This is a genomic window from Streptococcus sp. 1004_SSPC (assembly GCF_001069025.1).
Classification (GTDB): Bacteria; Bacillota; Bacilli; order Lactobacillales; family Streptococcaceae; genus Streptococcus; species Streptococcus vestibularis.
In genome coordinates, this window is sequence record NZ_JWGQ01000062.1 from 1 (window position 1) to 17350 (window position 17350).

14 protein-coding genes are annotated in these 17350 nt (G+C 38.4%); 10 read left to right on the plus strand and 4 right to left on the minus strand.

Annotated elements, in window-relative coordinates; translation table 11 throughout:
* Positions 1 to 182 (plus strand): IS3 family transposase (locus ADF62_RS04800; RefSeq protein ID WP_048788216.1); only part of this gene is annotated, 182 nt, incomplete at its 5' end.
* A 180-nt stretch (positions 183 to 362) separates the two neighbouring features.
* Here the strand turns inward: ADF62_RS04800 and nrdF are convergent.
* The 3 genes from nrdF to ADF62_RS04815 form a co-directional block, all read right to left on the minus strand.
* Positions 363 to 1325 carry a class 1b ribonucleoside-diphosphate reductase subunit beta gene (nrdF, locus tag ADF62_RS04805; protein WP_003092647.1) on the minus strand — a complete coding sequence of 321 codons (963 nt, stop codon included), beginning with the start codon at positions 1323 to 1325 and terminating at the stop codon, positions 363 to 365.
* Positions 1326 to 1482: 157 nt separating this feature from the next.
* Complete coding sequence (nrdE, locus tag ADF62_RS04810; protein ID WP_048788217.1) at positions 1483 to 3642, minus strand: class 1b ribonucleoside-diphosphate reductase subunit alpha; 2160 nt, start codon at positions 3640 to 3642, stop codon at positions 1483 to 1485.
* Positions 3643 to 3732: 90 nt separating this feature from the next.
* The gene (locus tag ADF62_RS04815; protein ID WP_003092756.1) at positions 3733 to 3957 is read right to left on the minus strand and encodes a redoxin NrdH; all 225 of its coding nucleotides are present in this window, start codon (positions 3955 to 3957) and stop codon (positions 3733 to 3735) included.
* Between the two features lie 331 nt (positions 3958 to 4288).
* On the opposite strand from ADF62_RS04815, the gene acnA reads away from it, so the two are divergent.
* The 9 genes from acnA (at position 4289) to ADF62_RS04860 (ending at position 16126) form a co-directional block, all read left to right on the plus strand.
* Entirely contained in the window at positions 4289 to 6952 is a 2664-nt protein-coding gene (gene acnA, locus ADF62_RS04820) for an aconitate hydratase AcnA (RefSeq protein ID WP_003092591.1), read from the plus strand.
* A gap of 1 nt (position 6953) precedes the next feature.
* A complete protein-coding gene (locus tag ADF62_RS04825; RefSeq protein WP_048788218.1) occupies positions 6954 to 8078 on the plus strand; it encodes a citrate synthase in 1125 nt (374 codons plus the stop codon).
* 13 nt (positions 8079 to 8091) lie between these two features.
* Entirely contained in the window at positions 8092 to 9267 is a 1176-nt protein-coding gene (icd, locus tag ADF62_RS04830; RefSeq protein ID WP_003093026.1) for an NADP-dependent isocitrate dehydrogenase, read from the plus strand.
* A gap of 261 nt (positions 9268 to 9528) precedes the next feature.
* A complete protein-coding gene (locus ADF62_RS04835) occupies positions 9529 to 9792 on the plus strand; it encodes a phosphocarrier protein HPr (RefSeq protein ID WP_003092417.1) in 264 nt (87 codons plus the stop codon).
* A gap of 4 nt (positions 9793 to 9796) precedes the next feature.
* Positions 9797 to 11530, plus strand: a complete 1734-nt coding sequence (gene ptsP, locus ADF62_RS04840; RefSeq protein ID WP_048788219.1) for a phosphoenolpyruvate--protein phosphotransferase — start codon at positions 9797 to 9799, stop codon at positions 11528 to 11530.
* Positions 11531 to 11748: 218 nt separating this feature from the next.
* Entirely contained in the window at positions 11749 to 13182 is a 1434-nt protein-coding gene (locus tag ADF62_RS04845; RefSeq protein WP_048788220.1) for an NADP-dependent glyceraldehyde-3-phosphate dehydrogenase, read from the plus strand.
* A 115-nt stretch (positions 13183 to 13297) separates the two neighbouring features.
* On the plus strand, positions 13298 to 14125 hold the full coding sequence (locus ADF62_RS04850) for an alpha/beta hydrolase (protein WP_003096903.1): 828 nt from the start codon (positions 13298 to 13300) through the stop codon (positions 14123 to 14125).
* A gap of 51 nt (positions 14126 to 14176) precedes the next feature.
* On the plus strand, positions 14177 to 14917 hold the full coding sequence (locus tag ADF62_RS04855) for an esterase family protein (protein ID WP_003093069.1): 741 nt from the start codon (positions 14177 to 14179) through the stop codon (positions 14915 to 14917).
* A 45-nt stretch (positions 14918 to 14962) separates the two neighbouring features.
* The gene (locus tag ADF62_RS04860; RefSeq protein WP_003096906.1) at positions 14963 to 16126 is read left to right on the plus strand and encodes an ATP-grasp domain-containing protein; all 1164 of its coding nucleotides are present in this window, start codon (positions 14963 to 14965) and stop codon (positions 16124 to 16126) included.
* A 52-nt stretch (positions 16127 to 16178) separates the two neighbouring features.
* Here ADF62_RS04860 and ADF62_RS04865 read toward each other — a convergent pair whose 3' ends face one another.
* A complete protein-coding gene (locus ADF62_RS04865) occupies positions 16179 to 17261 on the minus strand; it encodes a DEAD/DEAH box helicase (protein WP_048788221.1) in 1083 nt (360 codons plus the stop codon).
* Positions 17262 to 17350: the final 89 nt, after the last annotated feature.

The following is a 17350-nucleotide window of genomic DNA, read 5'->3' on the forward strand; positions in this document are numbered from 1 at the left end:
TGAAGTCTTTCTTTTGCATTCTGAAGTCTGAGATGTTTTATGGTTATGAGAAGATGTTTAAGTCAATTAAGCATTTGAAACAAGCTATTGTAAACTATTTTGATTATTACAACAACGAACGAATTGGGGCAAAACTAAAAGGACTCAGTCCTGTGCAATACAGAACCAAATCCTTCGGATAAATTAATTGTCTAACTTTTTGGGGGCAGTACACCTTCTTCATTTCGATACAAGCTAGCTTAGTTTCTACTGAATATACTTTTTTGACTATAACAAAACACTCCTGTTTCTAGTTTACCAGAATTCAACAGGAGTGTTTTCTTGTGTCTCATTTTATTGGTGCAGTGCCCCGAGCTAGTTTTTTATTTTAGTCCGTAGTTATAATCATCGTCTTGCATGGCTTCAACAGTACCTAGAAGGTAACCATTACCGACTTGAGAGAAGAAATCGTGGTTTGATGTTCCTGTAGAAATACCATTCATAACGATTGGATTAACATCGTTAGCAGAATCTGGGAAAAGAGGATCTTGTCCTAAATTCATCAATGCCTTATTGGCGTTATAGCGAAGGAATGTCATTACTTCTTCAGTCCATCCAACACCGTCATAAAGAGATTTAGTGTAGAGTTCTTCATTTTCATACAATTGATAGAGGAGATCATACATCCATTCACGGAAACTCTCTTGCTCTTCTTCAGGTAATTCGTTGAATCCTAGTTGGAACTTATAGCCAATATAGGTACCGTGAACAGATTCGTCACGGATAATGAGTTTGATAATTTCAGCGACGTTAGCTAGCTTATTATTACCAAGATAATAGAGTGGAGTGAAGAAGCCTGAATAGAAAAGGAAGGTTTCAAGATAAGTTGAAGCAACTTTTTTCTGAAGTGGCGTTCCGTTTTCATAGATATCATTAATGATTTTTGCTTTAGTTTGCAAGTACTTGTTGCTATTTGTCCACTCAAAAATTTCCTCAATTTCTGATTTAGTATTCAAAGTTGAGAAAATAGAAGAGTAAGATTTTGCGTGAACAGATTCCATAAACTGAATGTTGTTCAAGACAGCTTCTTCATGTGGTGTACGAACGTCTGCTCGAATGGCTTCAACACCCGTTTGAGATTGCATGGTATCTAGCAAGGTCAAACCGCCGAAAACTTTTCCAACTAAATCTTTTTCTTTAGCTGAAAGTTTACGCCAGTCATCAAGGTCATTTGAAAGGGGGATACGAGTATCTAACCAAAATTGTTCAGTTAATTTTTCCCAGGTAGATTTATCAATCGCATCTTCGATTTCATTCCAGTTAATGGCTTTATAGTAAGTTTCCATTAGAAACCTCTTTCTTTATTGATATCATTTCTATTTTATCATAATTAAAAATCATGATATAGTTTTTTGAGTTTATCTATTAAAAAAGTCGGCGAACCGACCTTTTTATGCATTTTATAAATAAGAGTAGTGAAGTTGTTAGTCTCAAATCACTATCTTAGATGACACAGCTTTCACACTGGTTAGAGCCAACTTCTTCACCGTCATCTGTGTAAGTACGGATGTAGTAGATTGACTTGATTCCTTTGTTAAAGGCGTAGTTACGAAGGATAGAAAGGTCACGAGTTGTTTGTTTATTTTCCGTTTTCCATTCGTAAATTTCTTTAGGCAACTCACTACGCAAGAATAGAGTTAATGACAAACCTTGATCAACGTGTTCAGTCGCAGCGGCATAGACGTCGATAACTTTACGCATGTCCATGTCGTAGGCTGAAGTGTAGAAAGGAATAGTGTCTGTTGAAAGGCTGTTGGCTGGGTAGTAAATTTTTCCGATTTTCTTCTCTTGACGTTCTTCAATACGTTGTGTGATTGGATGAATAGAAGCAGAACAGTCGTTAATGTAAGAGATTGAGCCATTTGGCGCAACAGCCAAACGGTTTTGATGGTAGAGACCATCTTTCTTAACGAGTTCACGTAGTTCTTCCCAATCTTTGGCTTGTGGGATGAAGTGGCCTTCGAAAAGTTCTTTGATACGGTCAGATTTAGGAACGTATTGGCCTGTAACGTATTTATCAAAGTAAGAACCGTCAGCATATTTTGAATTCTCAAAGCCGACAAAGGTTTCTTGACGTTCACGGGCAATATTGTTAGATTCAACTAAAGTCCAGTAGTTCATAAGCATGAAGTAGATATTAGTGAATTCAACAGATTCAGGGCTACCATACTCGATATGGTGTTTAGCAAGGTAAGAGTGAAGCCCCATAGCTCCCAAACCAAAAGTATGAGCTTGTTGGTTACCATTTTTGATAGATGGTACAGCATCAATACTTGAGCTGTCTGTAACAAAAGTAAGCGCACGTGTCATAGCCTTAATGGAACGACCAAAGTCAGGTGAAGTCATCATGTTCAGGATATTAGTAGATCCAAGGTTACATGAAATATCTGTACCGAGTTTGACAAACTCTTGTGCATCGTTAAGTTCACTTGGTGTTTGAACTTGGAGAATTTCAGAACAAAGGTTGGACATGACGATCTTACCATCAATTGGGTTGTATCGATTGGCTGTATCAACATTGACAATATATGGATAACCTGATTCTTGTTGGAGTTTAGAAATTTCAGTTTCTAGCTCACGTGCATTAATCTTGGTTTTTGTAATATTGGGATTGGCAACCAACTCATCATACATAGCTGTAATATCAATGTAGTTATATGGTTTACCATACTCTTTTTCGACTGAGTAAGGGCTGAAGAGGTACATATCTTCATTATTACGTGCCAACTCGTAGAATTTATCTGGAACTGTAACACCAAGTGACAGTGTCTTAACACGCACCTTCTCATCAGCATTCTCTTTCTTAGTAGAAAGGAAGGCAAGAATATCTGGGTGGAAAACATCCAGGTAAACAACACCAGCACCTTGACGTTGGCCAAGTTGGTTTGAGTAAGAGAAACTGTCTTCAAAAAGCTTCATAACTGGGACAACTCCAGAAGCAGCACCAGCATATCCTTTGATAGGAGCACCAGCTTCACGTAGGTTAGATAGGCTAATACCTACCCCTCCACCAATACGTGATAATTGGAGAGCTGAGTTAATAGAACGACCGATAGAATTCATGTCGTCCGTTACTTGAATAAGGAAACATGACACGAGTTCACCACGACGGCTACGTCCAGCATTTAGAAATGAAGGAGTAGCAGGTTGGTAACGTTGGTGAATCATTTCGTTAGCAAGGTCACTAGCAAGGCTTTCATCACCATCAGCAAAGTAAAGGGCGTTGAAAAGAACGCGATCTTCAATACTTTCGAGGTAAGACTCGCCATCGTTTGTTTTGAGGGCATATTGTTGGTAGAACTTGTAGGCTGCCATGAAAGATTGGAAGCGGAATTTTTGAGTATGAATGTCTGCAGACAACTTTTCGATGAAAGCAGGTTCGTATTTACCGATGAATTCAGACTCAATATAGTCGTTTTCAATCAAATAATTAATTTTATCTGTGATGCTGTTGAATACCATTGAATTTGGCTTAACATTTTCAAGGAAGAAGGCACGAAGCGCTTCTTTATCCTTATGCAAAGGAATTTGACCGTTTACAGGACGGTTAATTTCATTGTTGAGGCGGAAGTAAGAAACATCGCCAAGATTTTTTAAAGACATAATACAGATACCAGGCTTAGTTTAAAGGTAGATTAAGGTTAACATATTAAACTAAGCAAACAAGTTCCTTTCTATATAAAAACTTGATAATTAAAGGATTTCTTTAAGTTTAGCCGGTTGAAAACCTGAAAAGACGCTATCGCCTGCTTCAATAACTGGAGCAGCAGTGAAACCAAGACTTTTTACGTAATCGATTTTTTCTGGTTGTTCATCAATGTTGATTTCTTCGAAATCAGCACCTTCCTTTTCCAAGAATTTTTTAGTCATTTTGCACTGCATGCAGTTGTTTTTAGAAAACAATGTAATCTTTGCCATTGCAAATACTCCTTTTTTAAAGATTTTAAGTGACTAGGAGTCACTTTTTCGACTTTAATAGAATACCCAAAATATTGGGAAAAATCAAGCTAAATATCTTAAGGGAATACAATATTTTGTGTTTAGTATTGAAACACAACCCTATATCTTGTGTTTTAAAGGCTTTTTTTAGTTTCTTAAATTAAATCAAATTTGTTTATAGAAATTGCTAAAATTCCAACAACTGACTGAATATGTAATAAAACATGACATCAAAATGCCGATTCTATTTGTTTTTTCAAAAAAAACAGTGTAGAATAAAGGAAATTTTTTAACTAATGGAGGTTCAAGTATGCAAGAATACTGTTCAAATCTAACTGTAAATGGTAAGACATTCTCTTTTTATGATCTCGAAAAAGCAGCAAAATCTTATGATGTCAAGGTCGGAGAACTACCTTATAGCATTCGAATACTACTTGAAAGTCTACTCCGAAAAAAAGATGGTGCTGATGTCAAGGAATCTCACATTTCTGATCTAATAAAATTTCCGAATTTTCCAACAATTTCTGAAGTACCATTTAAACCAAGTCGCGTCATTTTACAAGATTTCACAGGGGTTCCTGTTGTCGTTGACTTGGCCTCAATGCGGGATGCTATAGTGTCTAATGGTGGTAAAGCAGAACTTATTAATCCAGAGATTCCAGTAGATTTGGTTATTGACCACTCTGTTCAAGTTGATTCATATGGATGTGATACAGCGCTTGAAGATAATATCAATCTAGAATTTAAACGTAACAATGAGCGCTACGAATTTCTTAAATGGGCCGAACAGTCTTTTGAAAATTACCGTGCGGTTCCACCAGCTACCGGTATTATTCACCAGGTTAATATTGAATTTCTGAGTGATGTCATTATTGAAAAAAATGGGCTACTATATCCTGACTCTATGTTTGGTACAGATAGTCATACAACTATGATTAATGGTATTGGTGTTCTGGGTTGGGGTGTCGGTGGAATTGAAGCTGAGGCAGCTATGCTAGGCGAAGCTTCCTATTTCCCTATTCCAGAGGTTATTGGTGTACATTTAACAGGTGAACTGCCTAAAATTGCTACGGCAACAGACTTGGCTCTCAAGGTTACTCAGGTACTTCGTTCTGAAAATGTTGTTGGTAAATTTGTAGAGTATTTTGGTTCTGGCTTAAAGAACCTATCTCTAGCTGATCGTGCTACAGTGGCTAATATGGCACCAGAATATGGGGCAACTTGTGGTTATTTTCCTATTGATGACGAAACCCTTAACTACATGCGTTTAACTAACCGTGATGAGGAACATATCCAGGTCACCGAAGCCTACACAAAAGCCAATCATCTTTTTTATGACCCAAGTAAAGAAGTCAAGTATACTAAGATTGTTGAAATTGATTTGTCAACCATTAAACCTTCAATCTCAGGTCCTAAACGTCCACAGGATTTGATTCTCTTATCCGATGCTAAGCAAGAATTTCAGGATGCAGTGGTACGAGAAGCAGGTGTGCGTGGCTTTGGTTTGGATAATGAAGAGTTAGAAAAAACTGCAAAAGTTGATTTTGAGGATCATTCAGAAACAATTCAAACAGGTCATGTGGCCATAGCAGCGATTACATCATGTACCAATACCTCAAATCCTTACGTCCTTATGGCAGCCGGTCTTTTAGCCAAAAAAGCTGTTGAGAAGGGACTCGAAGTCTCTCCAACAGTCAAGACCTCTTTGGCGCCTGGATCTAAAGTCGTTACAGGTTATCTCAAAGCTTCAGGCTTGCAAAGCTACTTAGATAAGCTTGGCTTCAATTTGGTAGGTTACGGTTGTACGACGTGTATTGGTAACTCGGGAGATTTACGTCCTGAGGTAGCTAAAGCTATTGTAGACAAGGACTTACTAGCGAGTGCCGTTTTGTCAGGAAATCGTAACTTTGAAGGGCGTATTAATCCACTTGTTAAAGCAAATTTCTTGGCTAGCCCACCATTGGTTGTTGCCTATGCTTTGGCTGGTAATACTAATATTGATTTGACAACGGAGCCTTTAGGTTTTGATGACAATGGGCAAGCTGTCTATCTAGAAGATATTATGCCATCACGTGATGAAATTGAAGCTTATGTTGATAAATACGTAACCCGTCAACTTTTCCGAGACGAATATGCTAGTGTCTTCTCTGACAGTGAGAAGTGGAATGCGATTCCAACTGAACATAGACAAAATTATAAATGGAATCAGAAGTCTACCTATATTCAAAACCCACCTTACTTTGATGCTTTAGGAGATGATTTGACCATCAAACCATTGAATAATTTGAAGGTATTGGCTAAATTTGGAGATACGGTTACAACAGACCATATTTCTCCAGCTGGTAATATTGCTAGAAATAGTCCTGCGGCAGTCTATTTGTCTGAAAATGGTGTAGATTACCAAGAATTTAATTCTTATGGTAGTCGTCGTGGAAACCATGAAGTCATGATGCGAGGAACTTTTGCTAATATTCGTATCAAGAATGAGTTGGCAGAAGGAAAAATTGGTGGATATACTAAATATGATGGTGACATTCTTCCTATATATGATGCTGCTATGAAATATAAAGAAGCTAATCGAGATACGCTTGTAATTGCTGGTAAAGATTATGGGATGGGCTCAAGTCGTGACTGGGCAGCCAAAGGGGCAAATCTCCTTGGTGTAAAAGTAGTGCTTGCTGAGAGTTTTGAGCGTATTCACCGTTCAAATCTAGTCATGATGGGAATTTTGCCGGTACAATTTATGGAAGGAGAAAATGCTGAAAGTCTTGGATTGACAGGACATGAGACCTTTAGCTTTGACCTTTCAGAAAATCCAGGTGTGCATGATGTTATCACCGTTACAGCTTCAACACCTGAACAAACCAAAACCTTTAAAGCCTTGGTACGCTTTGATGCAGATGCCGATATTCGCTACTATAAAAATGGTGGTATCTTGCCAATGGTTGTAAGAAAAAAATTGAAGGGAGCCTAATATGACAACAGTTGAAATTAATGGACTTAAGGATATGATTGCCTGTAATACTAGGATTTCATCTATCATTGATGATCATTTATCGTATTCAGGATATGATATTTCTGAGTTTATGGATAATAAAGCGTCTTTTGAGGAAGTGATTTATCTCTTGTGGAATGGGCATCTTCCTACGCAAATGGAACTCAAGTATTTTGAAGCTGAGTTGCGTAAGAACTATGATATTTCTGATGCTGTAGAGCAATGCATTCTTATCCAATCTCGGCCACATTTGCACCCAATGAGTGTTTTACGTTCAACAGTCTCCCTTCTTGGAGTTTACAATGTGGATGCTGAGGAAAGATCCATGGAGGCAATTTATCAGCAAAGTATTGAATTGATGGCTAAATTGCCTACAATTATTACGACTTTTGCACGCTTACGTACTGGTAAAATGCCCCTTAAACCACGGAAGGATTTAGGCTTTGCGGCTAATTTTCTCTACATGCTGAATGGTGTTGAACCTTCTGAAATTGAAGTTGAGGCTATGAATAAGGCCTTAATTCTACATGCTGACCATGAGTTGAATGCTTCAACTTTTGCAGCGCGTGTTTGTGCCTCGACTCTGACAGATATCTATTCTTGTGTTACAACAGCTATTGGTGCTCTAAAAGGTCCCCTGCATGGTGGAGCTAATGAACGCGTCTTTGATATGCTTAAAGAAATCCGTGAATCCGGTGATGTTAATGCTTACTTGCAGGAAAAGCTTGACTCTAAAGAGAAAATTATGGGATTTGGACACCGTGTATACAAGAAACAGGATCCTCGTGAAATTTTCTTAAGAGATATGGCTAAAAAGTTGACAGAGGGTACTGAGAATGAAGAATTCTTTAATATGTCTCAAGAAATTGAAGAGTTCATGAAAGAAAAGAAGGGATTAATTCCCAATGTGGACTTCTATTCAGCCACTGTATATCATACTCTAGGAATTGATAGTGATATCTTTACACTCATCTTTGCTATGAGTCGGGTTGCCGGCTGGATTGCTCATATTCAAGAGCAACAAAAAAATAACAAATTGATTCGTCCACGCTCGCAGTACATCGGACAAGAAAATATGACGTATATTCCTTTAGAAAAACGCTAGGGAGGAAAGCTATATGGCAGAAAAAATCGTAATGAAAAATGGACAGCTTCAAGTTTCTGATCATCCAATTATCCCTTTTATTGAAGGGGATGGTGTTGGACATGATATCTGGAAGAATGCCCAAGCAATCTTTGATAAAGCAGTAGAAGTAGCCTATGAAGGAAATCGTCATATTGAGTGGCAAGAGCTTCTAGCCGGTAAGAAGGCTTATGACAAAACAGGCGAGTGGTTGCCGAAAGAAACCTTGGAGGCTATTCGAGAAAGTTTAGTAGCTATTAAGGGACCGCTTGAGACGCCAGTAGGTGGTGGTATTCGTTCTTTAAATGTAGCTTTACGTCAAGAACTTGATCTCTACGCTTGTGTTAGACCTGTTCGTTACTTTGACGGAGTAGCAAGTCCACTTAAAGAACCAGAAAAAACAAATATTACTATCTTCCGTGAGAATACTGAGGATATTTATGCGGGAATTGAATGGGAAGCAGGAACGACAGATGTCAAGCGCGTGATTGAGTTTCTCCAGACAGAGATGAATGTTAGTAAAATTCGCTTCCCAGAATCAAGTAGTATCGGAATCAAGCCAATTTCAATAGAAGGAAGTAAACGTCTCATTCGCTCGGCTATCGACTATGCTCTCAAAAACAATCTAAAGAAAGTGACATTGGTTCATAAAGGGAATATTCAAAAATTCACAGAAGGTGGCTTCCGTAAATGGGGTTATGAAGTGGCTCAGGAAGACTATAAAGAAGAATTGATGGATGGTCGTTTAGAGATTAACGATATAATCGCGGATAACTTTTTACAACAGATTCTTTTGAATCCAGAAAAATTTGATGTTGTTGCATTAACCAACTTGAATGGTGATTATGCCAGTGATGCACTAGCTGCTCAGGTTGGTGGTATCGGAATCTCCCCTGGAGCCAATATTAACTATCAAACAGGTCATGCAATTTTTGAAGCAACACATGGAACAGCTCCGGATATTGCGAATCAAGATAAGGCTAATCCTTGCTCAGTTCTATTATCTGGCTGCATGCTTCTAGAATATATCGGTTGGTCTGAAGCAGCTCAACTGATTAAAAGTGCTATTGAGGAGACATTTAAAGATGATATCTTTACAGCTGACTTAGCATTTGGGAAACAAGAATATTCAACGAGTGCTTTTAGTAATCAAATTCTTTCAATTATGTGATTGTTTTTGCTCAAAAATGAAAATTAATGGTTGAAAACACTATGAAAGACATTTTCTGAAAATGTTGTAAATAACTAAAGACTAGTATTTGCTTATGTTTTAAAAAATGAAAATGAGCAGTAAAATGAGAGACAGTCTTTTGAAAAACTTGTAGAAAGTGCGTTTTAACCTTGATAATATCAAACAGCTATGTTATAATTCTAAATTGTAAGGGTTATCATTGATAACTCAAATATTCCAAATTAAGAAGGAGAGTCCATTATGGCTTCTAAAGATTTCCACATTGTTGCAGAAACTGGTATTCACGCACGTCCAGCTACTTTGCTTGTTCAAACAGCAAGTAAATTTGCTTCAGATATCACTCTTGACTATAAAGGTAAAGCAGTTAACCTTAAATCTATCATGGGTGTTATGAGTCTTGGTGTTGGTCAAGGTGCTGACGTAACTATTTCTGCAGAAGGTGCTGACGCTGATGATGCAATCTCAGCAATCGCAGAAACAATGACAAAAGAAGGATTGGCATAAAAATATGACAGAAATGCTTAAAGGAATCGCGGCATCTGATGGTGTTGCAGTTGCTAAGGCATATCTGCTTGTTCAACCGGACTTGTCATTTGAAACTGTTACAGTTGAAGATACAAGTGCAGAAGAGGCTCGTCTAGATGCTGCTCTAGCGGCGTCGCAAGACGAGCTTTCTGTTATCCGTGAAAAAGCAGTTGAAAGCCTTGGTGAAGAGGCCGCAGCCGTTTTTGATGCTCATTTGATGGTCCTTGCTGACCCAGAAATGACTGGTCAAATCAAAGAAACTATCCGTGCTAAACAAGTCAATGCCGAAGCTGCTTTGACAGAAGTAACTAACATGTTTATCGCGATCTTTGAAGGTATGGAAGATAACCCATACATGCAAGAACGTGCAGCGGATATTCGTGACGTTACTAAACGTGTGCTTGCAAACTTGCTTGGTAAGAAATTGCCAAATCCAGCAACAATCGATGAAGAATCAATCGTTGTTGCTCATGACTTGACTCCATCTGATACAGCTCAGTTGAACAAAAAATTTGTAAAAGCTTTTGTTACTAATATCGGTGGACGTACTAGTCACTCTGCAATTATGGCTCGTACACTTGAAATCGCAGCAGTTCTTGGAACAAACAACATAACTGAACTTGTTAAAGATGGTGACATTTTAGCGGTTTCAGGTATTACTGGTGAAGTTGTTATTAATCCAACTGAAGAACAAATTGCTGAGTTTAAGGCGGCTGGTGAAGCTTACGCTAAACAAAAGGCAGAATGGGCTCAACTTAAAGATGCTCAAACAGTTACTGCTGATGGAAAACACTTCGAGTTAGCAGCAAACATCGGTACACCTAAAGACGTTGAAGGTGTTAACGATAATGGTGCAGAAGCAGTTGGTCTTTATCGTACAGAATTCTTGTATATGGATTCTCAAGACTTCCCAACTGAAGAAGACCAATATGAAGCATATAAAGCAGTTCTTGAAGGTATGAATGGTAAACCTGTTGTTGTTCGTACAATGGACATCGGTGGGGATAAAGAACTTCCTTACTTTGACCTTCCTAAAGAAATGAATCCATTCTTGGGTTACCGTGCATTACGTATTTCTATCTCTGAAACTGGTAACCAAATGTTCCGTACTCAATTACGTGCCTTGCTTCGTGCATCTGTTCACGGTAAATTACGTATCATGTTCCCAATGGTTGCTTTGTTGACTGAGTTCCGTACTGCTAAAGGTATTCTTGAAGAAGAAAAAGCTAAATTAGTTGCTGAAGGTGTTGCCGTTGCAGACGACATCGAAGTAGGTATCATGATTGAAATCCCAGCTGCAGCAATGCTTGCTGATCAATTTGCTAAGGAAGTTGATTTCTTCTCAATTGGTACAAACGACCTTATCCAATACACTATGGCTGCTGACCGTATGAACGAACAAGTTTCATACCTTTACCAACCATATAACCCATCAATCCTTCGTTTGATTAACAATGTTATCAAAGCGGCTCACTCTGAAGGTAAATGGGCTGGTATGTGTGGTGAAATGGCCGGTGACCAAACTGCTGTTCCACTTCTTGTCGGAATGGGCTTGGATGAGTTCTCAATGTCAGCGACATCTGTCCTTCGTACACGTAGCTTGATGAAGAAACTTGACACAGCTAAAATGGAAGAATACGCTAACCGTGCACTTACTGAATGTTCAACAATGGAAGAAGTTCTTGAACTTTCAAAAGAATATGTTAACGTAGATTAATCAAAAAAAGTGGAGGCTTGGGCTTTCACTTTTTTTATATCTAAACAGAGACAAAATAATTGACTCATTCTTTAGTTAGGAGTAAAATACGGCTAACCTAGGTTAATAATTTTTAGTATTTTTTGTCAAAATTTTCTGAATAATCCTCATTTAAATGTTGGAATATTTCTAAAAAAGTGATAAAATAGGTCTTATAATAGATAAAAGGAGTTACTATCTTGGCTAAACAATACAAAAACTATGTCAATGGTGAGTGGAAAACATCTGAAAATTCAATTACTATCTACGCACCTGCAAACGGTGAGGAACTTGGGTCAGTTCCAGCTATGAGCCAAGCTGAAGTAGACGAAGTCTACGCAGCAGCTAAAGCAGCACTCCCAGCATGGCGTGCGCTTTCATATGCTGAACGTGCAGCTTATCTTCATAAAGCAGCTGATATCTTGGAACGTGATGCAGAAAAAATTGGACAAGTTCTTTCTAAAGAAATTTCAAAAGGTTTGAAATCTGCAATTGGTGAAGTTGTTCGTACTGCTGAAATTATCCACTATGCAGCTGAAGAAGGTTTGCGTTTGGAAGGTGAAGTACTTGAAGGTGGTGCTTTTGATGCTGGTAGCAAGAAAAAAATTGCTGTTGTTCGTCGCGAACCAGTAGGTCTTGTACTTGCTATCTCACCATTTAACTACCCAGTAAACTTGGCTGGTTCTAAAATTGCTCCTGCCTTGATCGCTGGTGACGTTGTTGCCTTCAAACCACCAACACAAGGTTCTATCTCAGGGCTTCTTTTGGTAGAAGCGTTCGTTGAAGCTGGTATCCCTGCTGGTGTCTTGAACTCTATCACAGGACGTGGTTCAGTTATTGGTGATTACATCGTTGAACACAAAGCAGTTGACTTTATCAACTTTACAGGTTCGACTCCAGTCGGTGAAAATATCGGCCGTTTGGCAGCAATGCGTCCAATCATGCTTGAACTTGGTGGTAAAGATGCCGCTATCGTTCTTGAAGATGCTGATCTTGACTTGACTGCTAAAAACATTGTGGCTGGTGCCTTTGACTATTCAGGTCAACGTTGTACAGCTATCAAACGTGTCCTTGTAATGGATAGCGTTGCAGATGAATTGGTAGAAAAAGTAACTGCTTTGGTAGGTAATATCACTGTTGGTATGCCTGAAGAAAGCGCAAGCGTTACACCACTTATCGATACAAAAGCAGCTGACTTCGTACAAGGTTTGATTGATGATGCAGTTGAACAAGGTGCTACTGCTAAAACTGAATTGAAACGTGAAGGTAACCTTATTTACCCAGCAGTCTTTGACCATGTAACAACTGATATGCGTCTTGCTTGGGAAGAACCATTTGGTCCAGTATTGCCATTCATCCGTGTATCTTCAGTTGAAGAAGCAATCAAGATTTCTAACGAATCTGAATTTGGACTTCAAGGTGCTGTCTTCACACAAGACTACCCACGTGCATTCGCAATTGCTGAGCAACTTGAAGTTGGTACAGTTCACATCAACAATAAAACACAACGTGGTACAGATAACTTCCCATTCCTTGGTGTTAAAGGATCTGGTGCCGGAACTCAGGGTGTGAAATACTCTATCGAAGCTATGACTCGTGTGAAATCAACAGTATTTGATGTTACAAACTACTAAGCGTTAAGTCAGTTAATAATTGTAAAAAGTAAAGAGGGCCTTAGTTATAAGGCTCTTTTTTTGTAAAAATTTGGTATAATAGAATAAAATTTTGAATAGAGTGAGTTTTCTGACAATGAATAAATCTTATTTTTATTTGGTGATGAAGACGCATGAGTTAGAAGTGCCTTACACTGGTAAACTTCGTCGTGTGCGTGTTCTTCTACCTAAAAACTATGAAACAGATACAGATCGTTCCTACCCTGTCGTGTATTTTCATGATGGTCAGAATGTTCTTTATAGTAAGGAGTCATTTTCTGGCTATTCTTGGAAGATTATCCCAACAATCAAGCGTAACCCTGATATTTCGCGTATGATTGTTGTAGCCATTGATAATGATGGTCCTGACCGTATGAACGAGTATTCTGCATGGAAGTACCAAGAATCTAATATCCCAGGTATGCAGTTTGGCGGTAAGGGCGTAGAGTATGCTGAGTTCATTATGGATGTGGTAAAACCCTTTATTGATAAGGAATACCGCACACTTCCAGACCGACAACATACTGCCATGATTGGATCTTCACTTGGTGGTAATATCACTCAGTTTATGGGGCTTGATTACAAGGATCAAATTGGCTGTTTAGGGGTATTTTCTTCAGCCAACTGGTTGCATCAGGAGGCCTTTGATCGATATATATCCCGTCAAGATCTAGATGCTAATCAACGTGTCTATATCTATGTAGGCACAGAAGAAGCCGATGATACAGACAAAACTTTGATGGCTGGTAATATTAAGCAGGCTTATATTGATTCGTCTCTGAGATATTATCATGATTTGATTGATCGTGGGGTTGATTTGGAGAATATTAAGATTCACATTCAATCTGGAGCTGAACATAATGAGGAGGCCTGGGCCGAGAATCTACCTGACTGTCTTCGCTTTTTCGCTGAAAACTGGGAATAGTCATCCTTGCCATAACTATTTAAATTGTAATAAAGGAAAAGGAATTAAAATATGAATACCGAACATCTTAGCCACTGGAGTGGTCAGCTTAATCGTGAAATGTATGTTAACCGTTATGGGCACGCTGGTATCCCTATCGTGGTTTTTGCCTCATCAGGTGGTAGCCATAACGAATACTATGATTTTGGTATGATTGATGCCTGTGCACGTTTTATTGAAGAAGGACGCTTACAATTCTTTACACTTTCAAGTGTAGATAGTGAAAGTTGGCTTTGCGATTGGAAAAATCCACACGATCGTGCTGAAATGCATCGTGCTTATGAACGTTATGTTATTGAAGAAGCTATTCCATATATCAAACATAAAACTGGTTGGTTTGATCCAATGATGACAACAGGTTGTTCAATGGGTGCTTACCATGCTCTTAATTTCTTCTTGCAACATCCTGATGTTTTCAATAAAGTAGTGGCACTTAGTGGTGTTTATGATGCTCGTTTCTTTGTTGGAGAGTTTGGAGGAGATGAGGCTATTTACCAAAATTCACCATCAGATTATATTTGGAATCAAAATGATGGTTGGTTTATTGATCGTTATCGTCAAGCTGAAATTGTTGTGTGTACAGGTCTTGGTGCCTGGGAACAAGATGGTCTTCCTTCTTATTACAAACTTAAGGAAGCTTTTGAACAAAAGAATATTCCAGCTTGGTTCTCTGAGTGGGGCCACGATGTTGCTCACGATTGGGAATGGTGGCGCAAACAAATGCCTTATTTCCTTGATAATATGAACCTATAATATCGTATCTAAGCTATCTAAATAACTATCAAAGAGGAATCACTAATGAATTATCTTGTTATTTCACCATACTATCCACAAAACTTCCAACAGTTTACAGTCGAACTTGCTAATAAGGGAATCACAGTTCTTGGTATTGGTCAAGAGCCTTATGAACAGTTGGATCAATCTTTGAAAGATGCTTTGACTGAGTATTTCCGTGTGGATAATTTGGAAAACTTGGAAGAAGTGAAACGTGCGGTAGCCTTTCTCTTCTATAAACATGGACCAATCGATCGTATCGAATCTCATAATGAATACTGGTTGGAATTGGATGCAGCTCTTCGTGAACAGTTTAATGTTTTTGGTGCTAAGCCAGAAGATCTTAAGAAGACCAAATTTAAGTCTGAAATGAAAAAGCTCTTCCAAAAAGCTGGAGTTCCAGTTGTACCTGGTGCTGTCATTAAAACTAATGAAGATGTGGATAAAGCCGTACAAGAAATCGGTCTTCCAATGATTGCTAAGCCAGATAACGGGGTTGGTGCAGCTGCAACTTTCAAACTCGAAACAGAAGATGATATCAATCACTTCAAAGCTGAGTGGGACCGTGAAACCGTTTATTTCTTTGAAAAATTTGTAAATTCAAGTGAAATCTGTACTTTCGATGGTTTGGTTGATAGAGATGGTAATATTGTATTTTCAACTACCTTTGATTATGCTCACACTCCACTTGACTTGATGATTTACAAGATGGATAATTCTTACTATGTTCTTAAGGAAATGGATCCTAAATTGCGTAAGTATGGTGAAGCCATTGTCAAAGAATTTGGTATGAAGGAACGTTTCTTCCATATTGAATTTTTCCGTGATGGTGATGATTATATTGCTATTGAGTACAACAATCGACCAGCAGGTGGTTTCACGATTGATGTATATAACTATGCCCATTCTATCGATTTGTACAAGGGCTATGCAGATATCGTTGCTGGTGATCCATTCCCTGGATCTCACTTTGAACCACTTTATTGTTTGGCGACTTCACGTCGTGCAAGTTCTCATTATGCTTATTCAGAGGAAGAACTTTTCGACAAGTATCGTAAACAACTCAAAGTTAAGAAAATCATGCCAGCTGCCTTTGCAGAGTTACAGGGTGACTACCTCTATATGTTGACTACTCCAAGTCGTGAGGAAATGGAACAAATGATTGAGGACTTTGGTAAAAAAGCTTAATCTGTATATGTTAAAAGCACTTCAGTTGATTCTGAAGTGCTTTTGTCATGCCTTATTTTTCGTGAAGTTCTTGATTTTTCAGAACCAGTTCTGAAACTTTGGCGAATTTTTTAAGTTTTTTGAGATCTTCTGGATGGGTTACCAAGCTAATCACCCTACCTTCATTTCCCATACGGCCAGTACGTCCTGAACGGTGAGTGTAGGCTTCACGGTCTCGAGGAATATCAAAGTTGATGACCACTTCAAGGTTTTCAATATCAATACCACGTGCTAAGAGATCAGTCCCTAATAAGAGTGAAATCTCGTGATTTTTAAATTTTTCCAAGATAACCTTACGGAATTTAACGTTGATGTCACTAGCCAATGATACCGCTGAAGCTCCGTTAAATTGGAGACGTTCTTCAGTAGCACCAAGATCAGAAAGACTGTTGAAAAAGACAAGGCCACGGAAGTCAGGAATATTGGAGAACTTACGAAGAAGTTCGACACGGTTACGTTTATCAACGCTGATGTAATAATGTTTGATGGTGTCTAGTTTCTGATCAGACAGGTCATAAACGATAGTATTTTCGATAAGATCTTGATCGTCAATTTTGTTGGTTGCTGAAATATAGATCATTTGGTGGTCGCGAGGGACATGGTGGCTGATTTTTGTGACGAAGTGATATTGGCTATCACTGAGAAGCTCGTCAAATTCATCGAGAACAATGGTATTGACGTTCATCATTTTGATTTTTTTGAGTTTAATCAACTCAAAGATACGACCAGGAGTTCCAATAAGAATCTCTGGTCCTTTTTTCAGACGTTCAATTTGTCGTTTTTGACTAGAGCCAGAAAGGAAGAGTTGAGCAGTGATTCCTAGAGGTTCACCCCATTGTTTGGTTACATCAAAAATTTGTCCAGCAAGTTCAGAGTTAGGTGCTAGAATAAGCAGTTGCTGAGCTTTTTTTGGCTTAAGAGAGAGAAGAAGTGGGAGAAGGTAGGCTAGGGTCTTACCTGTTCCAGTTGGACTGATACCTAAGATATTGTCCCCTTCAGTAATTGGTGTAAATAGTTCTTTTTGAATGGAGGTTTCTGTCGTGATTCCTTTTTCTTTAAGAAGGTTTTGCCATTGTTCAGGAAAGTTTTTAAACATAAATATAAAAGTCTCATTTTCTATATGGATTTGCTTTTATTATATCATGATTTAGTGTAGAATAGATACGAAAGACTATATTAGATAGG